Source organism: Candidatus Paceibacterota bacterium (assembly GCA_026195275.1).
Classification (GTDB): Bacteria; Patescibacteriota; Minisyncoccia; order Phycocordibacterales; family JABMNX01; genus JABMNX01.
Map to the genome: position 1 here is coordinate 1 of JAPHQU010000007.1, position 7,483 is coordinate 7,483.

A 7,483-nucleotide genomic window follows, 5' to 3' on the forward strand; every position below is an offset into this window, starting at 1 on the left:
ATCACCCACCTGAGGGAAGACCGGCGCCGTGAGGATTGGTTCCTCAACACCACCAGCGTATGTGGTGGAAGTGAGGGCAATAAGGAAGAGTGCCGCCATGGCGGCAGAGATGCTGTTTTTCAACATGGCATACAACATAACAAACCTCCATATGTATCTATTCACCACCTAGACAATAATTTCTAGCTACATTATAGCATCTATATATAGAAAGTCAATATCCGTAGAAGTGCACTTCATTTTCCTTGTTGTCTGTTTGAGAAACAAAGAGGGATCTTTTGTATTTGAGCAGCGTGTTAGACGCCTCTGTCGTCCGAGTTCTTAAGCAGTGATTCGATAATATCAATATCGTGAGGATAGGTAAGTTTGTGGTTTTTGTGGAAATCTCTAAGAACACGGATCTTCACATCCTTTCGGTTTCTCTTCATTAACTCTACATTATCAACATCTTCAAGCCTCTCTTTGGGAACATTGTGGTGCGCCTTTAAGAGTTCTTCAAATGGGAAACATTGCGGAGTATGTCCGTAACAGAAGGAATTCTTATCAAAAGCTTGAGAGATATATCCGTCAGGGTCGGTTTGAAAGAGGAGATCGATTGCGGGGATCCCAACCACAGCACCATCGGCTTTGTGTGTGGAAACCTCTTCTACAACCGCGAGTACCATCTCTTTTGTTATAAGAGGCCTACTCACGTCATGTAATATAACCATGTCAGTGTCAGTACCCGTTAAGTGTTCAAGTCCACGGAGTGCGGACTCTCTTCGTGTTCTTCCTCCCTCTATGATATCTACTGGGGTACTCATATTATATTTTGAAACTATTTCGTGCGTTTTCGCAAACTTGTCAGGGTGTGTGACGATTACAATACGGTTGATCTGTGTAGAATCCCGGACGCTCTTTAGAGAGTAATGTAGCACAGGGAAGCCAGCCGCTTCTGTGAATTGCTTGAATATTTTACCCATTCGTTCGCCAGTGCCGGCGGCAAGAAGGATTGCCGAGATATTTTTATGTGATGTGGTCATTTTTACAGGTATTAAGATTGTGCTTTGGGGTAGCACATACTCCTCAATACTACTATAATTAGTATAAAGTATCCAAATTCATAATGAATCTCCCGCTTAAACGGTATATGTTGCAGAATAACCACAGTGCTGTGGCTATTTGTCTGATGATTGTTGCCACCCTTCTGATGGTTGTTGTGTTTCCACGGCAGACCGGAGTTTTTTTATGGGAGACCCTCCGAACACCAAGATTAGCTATGATTCTGAATAGTTCCGCAACACAGACCCTTGAGATAGGCAATTACTATTTCAATGTTGGCGGGGAAGGAGTGTATGACCTTGAGAGGGCAGAGTTTTATTTTGAAAAAGCACTGGAGATCGACCCTGAAGTACCCGATGCGTGGCATCAACTAGCGAGAATTGATTTCCTCAGAGGGCACTTTGTGGGGGCGCTTTATAAAATAAACAAGCAGATTGAAGTACATGGAGATGGACTCATGAGCTCATATTATATCCGCGGTCTCATCCTTGGGTATATGGGGCGTTATGATGAGGCAGAGAAAGATTTTCTTACATTTCTTGCCTGGGATCCGGAAAATTGGGCGATTTATAATGATCTTTCGTGGGTGTATTTTTCCGAGGGTCAGTATGGGAGATCTGCTGAATACGCAAGGAAGGGGGTTGAGTTACATCCGAATAATCCATGGCTTCTTAATATGTTTGGTATGTCTCTCGTTAATTTAGGTCAGCGAGAGGAGGGGCATGTAGTGCTCCACGAGGCATATGATAGAGCGCAGGAGTTAACAGAGAGTGATTGGCACAAAGCGTATCCTGGCAATGATCCGCGTGTTGCCAGGGAGGGTCTACAAAATATCTTAGATACCATATCAAGAAATCTCACCCTTAGTGAATAACTTGGTTTACTTATATATATTTTCGCTTATTATTTATATAAAAGCGATACATAAAACACATGTCCGAGTTCAAACAATATATACACCACCTCTCTTTGCTACTTACTCTTCTTGTTATCGTATTTGGCTTTAATTTTGCATTGAATATTATGTCAATGCCACCATTTCATTCAGTAGAGGTTAAGGTGGCCACATTATCGCCAGCAGGTAAGTCGGGGGGGTATGCTATACCGGCATCATGCCCGTCATACGAACATACTCCTGGCGAATGTAGCCCACCCCCACCTCCACCCCCACCCCCGGCCACACCAACTTTTGAAGCAACAACAGGAACCATTAATGAAGGTGGAAGTGCGACACTCTCTTGGTCATGCGTCGACTCCTCAAGCTCATCAGGTGTCAACTTCTCAACTGGCGGTGCCACCTCAGGCTCCGTAGAGGTCACCCCATCAGACACCACCACTTACACGGTCATCTGTTCAAACGGAGGAGAGAGCTCGTTAACCGTTACTGTCCTTCACCCAGACCTTTCAATCAGTGCGAACCCGAATTTGGTCCGCTTCAGAACGTCGTCTACGATCACTTGGTCCGCAACGAGCGTTAACTCTTGTCTGGTCTCTGAGAACAACCCGGACTTCACCGACTCATGGAGTGGCGCCTCGGGCACACAAACCACGAGCCCTATCACCGGTGAGACCACATATACTCTCTCATGCGAGACTGACGCAGGCGCCGTGAGCGAGAGTGTGAAGGTGAAAATCATCCCTATCTTCCAAGAGTTCTAAAGTATTCCCCGATAATTCTTTGGAGAAGTTTTTAGAAAACAGCGCGAAATTTCGCGCTGTTTTCTCGCACCAGAAATCGCTGAGCGCATCACGAGAGTCATCGGCATAGGATTCTTTTGCTGTTGCCGAAGTTCAATAATCTTATTTCCCCATGGCTGTTACGTATAGGATGAGTTCATCTTCTCTTGCGTCAAGTGTTTTGTGTATTTCCTCATTATTAAACCCAAAGAGCGGACAATACTTCATACCCAACGATGCCCCTAGCAGATGAAGGTTTTGGCTCATGTGCCCTGATTCGGTCGCGAGCATATCATATCCGAAGTCACCATATTTAATAGCATTTCGTCCCTGAACACCTGTAATAATGAAAACAACCGCAGAGTCTTTTGTCCACGATGCAAGAACAGAAGCAGCGATAGTATTTTCTTCAGCATCTTTTGAGAGTAGTTTTTCAAGAGAATGGTTGAGTAGATTGTAGTGGTACACACCTGGTTCAACTCCGGATACACGTCGGACATCAACATACATTTCAAGAGGGTAGCGCGCGCCGCCGGAAGGGTAGAACCGTCTCGTGCTATTTCGTTCCTCTTGGTTGCTTTCGGTATATTCTCCCGGTTCACACTTGATACCTGCCGAGTAATAGAGAAGTGTTGAGAGTTCCTCAAGAGAGATTGACTGCGAAGCATCGCATTCCCGTGTCGAACGGCGTTCAAACAAAACCTCTTTCAGGTTTTTGAGTGGCAGCATTTCACGCGGCAAAGATACAGCATCGAAACGCGGATACTCCTTAAAAAAGATCATTGACCAGGCTTTCGGCCACTGGGTGGGGTTTGGGGGGATGTTTGGCAGACTGCTGCGCACTTTTTTGTAAAAGAGTTTTGAGAACATAATATTCATTTATGGAAACGGATGTGGTTCTGTATTTAAAGTTTCTGCAGAAGTATAGCCGAGTTTCTCTGGTACCTCGCGTAGACGTTTCCCACTGAGGTAGGGAACGAACTCGTTGAGATGTAGAGGTTGCATCTCGGGGGCAATAACATTTACCGTAAAAAAACCAGCTCCACGTGTTTCTTTTGTTGTTAGGTCAACATAACATAATTCTTGTCCATTTTTCTTAAAGGAATGGATAAGCTCCTTAAGTTCTTCTTTCCCATGACGCACTCGCCCTGTTTTGTTTGTTGTAAATGCGCACTTCTTTTTTTCTCCACCTAAAAAGAAATTGAGTTTCTCCAACTGTTCCTTTTGTGCCCAGTGGATAAGTCGACCGTCTTGGTTCATATTTTTAATTTTATTTGAATGCCTCTTGGATAAGCTCCTAACCGATACTCTCACTGAGAGCGCTTCCGACATCGAGTCTAACAGGCATGTCTTCTTATCAAAATCTGCGCTTGCACCCACTGCAATAGATGGACCAACTCCAGATTTGTCTTTTATAACAGTGCAGTACACTGCTACCGGGAAATCTGTCGGGAGTTCTAGTACATAAGCTTCAAGGTTGTGGCGTTTGAAGGATTTCAGTATTAAAGAAACCTCTTTATCTCTGAGCGCTAATTCCTCTAAATCAACTTGTGGAGGGGTGAGCTTGTTAAGATATGAGATCATAAACGCGTCTCGCTCTATTATCTCTAATATCCCCGAAACAAGCGCATCTTCCGTGGACGCGCCTGTGGCAAGACCGGTAGAGACACACCAGCGCAGCATCGGCTCATCCCTCCGACTTTTTTCGTCCTTTAAGAAGGGTGTTTGTACAAACCCCATGTAGTATGCGCTTGAAAATTGAGCTGGACAATAGATTTTTTTATTTGAAATAAGTGACGTGGAAGGAACCCATCTGAGCGGGGTTTTTTCTGTAAATTGAATAAATTTATTGTCTGCTCTTTGTTCATTTGAGAATCCAACAACTGAGAATATATCAAGAGTGCGCTCAGGCATTTCTTCGTATGAAGCGGTAATATATTCCGAGTTCGATTCATTTTCGTATCTCCACAAGAAGCGTTCAACACATTCCCCGAGTGTGCGCCACAATGCTCGCTTCTCTGAAAAGAAGTGCACCCCGTGTCCGCTATTTTTTTCGTACCCGTGATTCTTAGGCGAGACCGCGCGGTATGCATAGAAAGGGGGCTCGTCATCATATATGCGTTTCTGTTTCTCAATGAAATCAATAATACCGTTTTCCTTTAGTGCATGAGCTGCGGAGATCGCTGGTCGTATTTTAGCTATATCTCCCTCCGTTAGCTCCTGGATGGGCGGAGTATTGATATATAGAGGTTCTTGAATGTATCTCTCTAGTATTGAGAGGACACCTAACCATATCTTCGGCATTATGGTATGCGGAGTTGAAGATAAAAAAGCCCGTACTTTTGTTGTTGATCGAATCTCCATTAAATCTTCATTATAGATAGAGGGTAGTATATCACGGTTTATCCACAAACCAGTAAGGACTCCGTGTTGCGCTTGCGACAGAGAACTCTTATTATTGAAATAAAGATACGTAGTTTTAGTGACCTACTCTCAATGGCATTTATTACATCTCGCACATCAAATATCGCAAAAGGGATCGCCTTTATGGTTGGTGCTGTGATTTTTTCGGTGGTCAAATTTTTTACAGGTGGCGGAACAGGCATCTTAACCGATGTATATGATGAAGTTCGTGATATTACGATCCCACAAACCGCGTATGCCGACGTTCCGGGCGGTGACGGGTGTGGCGACGGCGGTGACGGGTGTGGCGGTAGTGACGGGTGTGCCAGTGGTGGCGACGGTAGTGGTGGTTGCTGCTCTTGTTGTGACGGGTGCGGGGCGTCCGATGGTGGTTGTGCGGCGTCTGGAGCCTGCTCGAGTTATTAATGATTGTGTAAATCCCCTAGATTAATAATGTCCTTATGGATACCTTTCCTAAAAATATTGAAAATACTAACTCGGAAAAGCACCGTCTCTACATTCTTACGGGAGTTGCTATCATTTCCGCGGTTTTTGCAATAGTGGGTTGGTATCTTGTCTTGAACCCACCCAATGGGTCTGTTCCTGGTAATGTGTCGAGGTTCGAGACTCCTCAAAATTCTTCTTTTATCATTCCGCATGTTCCGTATGTCGGTGTTCATAACAATACCGATGCATACCGGTATAAGTTTTCTCGAAATGACGCATCAGCTGCAATCATTACTGTTCTGGAATACTGGCACCCTGACGGAAACGATCTCCTTGAGGTGGATCGAGCGTTTTCTTCCCTCAATTCATTTATCGGATTTACGGCACTAGAGGATTATGTCGATCGAGTAGGTGACTATGTAACAAAACGGGAAACGCTTACCGCGACAGAAACCGCTTCATATGTTAATGAAGGATTGCGAACACCACTCCTTACACTTCTTCCGGTTGCAGAGAATCAACCGGAAGCGGTAACATATCACCCGATTGTGGTTTTGGTTGGGGTGGACCAGGTAAATAAAACGCTAACATTCCACGATTTTTGGCTCGGGGCAAACCGTGTCATTACTTTCGATGATTTCGATAAACTTCAGATGGTATTAAGCCCTTCTGAACGATACAGATTTCTTGTTATACAACCGCGAGACATAGAGAGGCAGATTGAGTATGTAGAGAGGCAGAATAGGGTGTATTCATTACAGACTCCAACGCCGGCGGTAAGGACTCTTTTTGAGGATTACGCTATATCGATTGGTGCTGTTTATCACAGGCGTTACGACATAGCGGAGGAATATCTTTCAAAGATTTTGCTCGCAGGAAATTTTGAGTCTGAATTGTCAGCACTGCAAAAGGTTCTTATATACACTCAGATGGGTAATGTTCTGAATTTGCTTAATAAGCCGGAAGAAGCGTTACTATATGCAAAGGAGGCAGTTTTACGTAACCATGACCTTAATGATGCATTTGGTTACTGGGGAGACTACAGCTATCTCTTTAAGAGGAATTTCGCACCATACAATGACCGAATAAGTTCCGCTCATCGGGTTTTAGGAGATACGTATAGCCTTCTTGGTAGATTTGCAGACGCAAGAAGTGAATACGAGAAAGCTCTTTCGATCACCAAAGACTGGCTTGCTCAAGAGGGGATTGATAAACTTAAATAAAGAAAGAACCGCGAACTCAAATGAGTTCGCGGTTTAGTGTTTAGGTGTTACCTGAGTTCCATTCCTACCAACGCGGTTTCGGATCCTCCTGAACGACTCCCTGATACCCAGAAAGTCGACGTGAGCACCGGACGCCACCGTGCGCTTTGTGCAACCCAGGTTGTGGTGTCAGTGTTTCCGGAGTATATCCGACCTCTGTAGGTGTATGTATAGGTTCCTTCTGTTTTGATCTTGAGGCACATGAAGGTTCCTGCAGGGACGGTAACCTCCTCCCATCCGACGACCTTCGCGGTCAATTGAGAATCACGAATGACGTGGCTACCCCTCTCCATTTTGTAGCTGGCATCCCAGCTCTTCCCAACAGAGAGAGGGTAGGAAAGCGTTCGGATAGCTGGGTTAAACTTTGTTGTTCCTCGCGATCCGGTTACTGAGACCATGTTACCGTCTTTATTGAAGAAACGCACGGTCCCCGAGTCAACATCTTTGAGGATGAACCCAGGACCCTCTGTTTCCACCGAGTACGTGGCCTTGTTTCTGCTGTTTTCCCCTTGCTTCGCGTCGTTCAACGACGAGAATTCAGCGTACGTGAACCGATCACCCACCTGAGGGAAGACCGGCGCCGTGAGGATTGGTTCCTCAACACCACCAGCGTATGTGGTGGAAGTGAGGGCAATAAGGAAGAGTGCCGCCAT

The 7,483-nt window shown here is 45.1% G+C and carries 8 protein-coding genes; 3 read left to right on the top strand and 5 right to left on the bottom strand.

The window, feature by feature from the left end; translation table 11 throughout:
- Positions 1–296: 296 nt before the first annotated feature.
- Positions 297–1,022, bottom strand: a complete 726-nt coding sequence (locus OQJ98_02905) for a 2-C-methyl-D-erythritol 4-phosphate cytidylyltransferase (protein ID MCW9054899.1) — start codon at positions 1,020–1,022, stop codon at positions 297–299.
- 236 nt (positions 1,023–1,258) lie between these two features.
- Between OQJ98_02905 and OQJ98_02910 the strand changes: the two genes are divergently transcribed.
- Positions 1,259–1,915, top strand: coding sequence for a tetratricopeptide repeat protein (locus tag OQJ98_02910; protein MCW9054900.1), 657 nt, complete (start codon positions 1,259–1,261; stop codon positions 1,913–1,915).
- A 517-nt stretch (positions 1,916–2,432) separates the two neighbouring features.
- Here the strand turns inward: OQJ98_02910 and OQJ98_02915 are convergent.
- The 3 genes from OQJ98_02915 to OQJ98_02925 form a co-directional block, all read right to left on the bottom strand.
- Positions 2,433–2,678, bottom strand: a complete 246-nt coding sequence (locus OQJ98_02915) for a hypothetical protein (GenBank protein MCW9054901.1) — start codon at positions 2,676–2,678, stop codon at positions 2,433–2,435.
- Positions 2,679–2,841: 163 nt separating this feature from the next.
- Positions 2,842–3,597, bottom strand: coding sequence for a SagB/ThcOx family dehydrogenase (locus OQJ98_02920; protein ID MCW9054902.1), 756 nt, complete (start codon positions 3,595–3,597; stop codon positions 2,842–2,844).
- Entirely contained in the window at positions 3,598–5,022 is a 1,425-nt protein-coding gene (locus tag OQJ98_02925) for a YcaO-like family protein (protein ID MCW9054903.1), read from the bottom strand.
- A 192-nt stretch (positions 5,023–5,214) separates the two neighbouring features.
- Here OQJ98_02925 and OQJ98_02930 point away from each other — a divergent pair, with 192 nt between their 5' ends.
- Complete coding sequence (locus tag OQJ98_02930) at positions 5,215–5,547, top strand: hypothetical protein (protein ID MCW9054904.1); 333 nt, start codon at positions 5,215–5,217, stop codon at positions 5,545–5,547.
- Between the two features lie 35 nt (positions 5,548–5,582).
- Positions 5,583–6,791 (top strand): tetratricopeptide repeat protein, encoded by a 1,209-nt coding sequence (locus OQJ98_02935; protein ID MCW9054905.1) that lies wholly within the window; start codon positions 5,583–5,585, stop codon positions 6,789–6,791.
- Positions 6,792–6,838: 47 nt separating this feature from the next.
- On the opposite strand, the gene OQJ98_02940 is transcribed toward OQJ98_02935, so the two are convergent.
- The coding region (locus OQJ98_02940) for a hypothetical protein (GenBank protein ID MCW9054906.1) at positions 6,839–7,483 on the bottom strand (645 nt) is incomplete at its 5' end.

What these genes read in the sequence shown, in the direction of transcription:
- OQJ98_02905 (MCW9054899.1), bottom strand. Translation starts at nt 1,022, where the DNA reads ATGACCACATCACATAAAAATATCTCGGCAATCCTTCTTGCCGCCGGC.
- OQJ98_02910 (MCW9054900.1), top strand. Translation starts at nt 1,259, where the DNA reads ATGATTCTGAATAGTTCCGCAACACAGACCCTTGAGATAGGCAATTAC.
- OQJ98_02925 (MCW9054903.1), bottom strand. Translation starts at nt 5,022, where the DNA reads ATGCCGAAGATATGGTTAGGTGTCCTCTCAATACTAGAGAGATACATT.
- OQJ98_02930 (MCW9054904.1), top strand. Translation starts at nt 5,215, where the DNA reads ATGGCATTTATTACATCTCGCACATCAAATATCGCAAAAGGGATCGCC.
- OQJ98_02935 (MCW9054905.1), top strand. Translation starts at nt 5,583, where the DNA reads ATGGATACCTTTCCTAAAAATATTGAAAATACTAACTCGGAAAAGCAC.
- OQJ98_02920 (MCW9054902.1), bottom strand. Translation starts at nt 3,597, where the DNA reads ATGAATATTATGTTCTCAAAACTCTTTTACAAAAAAGTGCGCAGCAGT.
- OQJ98_02915 (MCW9054901.1), bottom strand. Translation starts at nt 2,678, where the DNA reads ATGATTTTCACCTTCACACTCTCGCTCACGGCGCCTGCGTCAGTCTCG.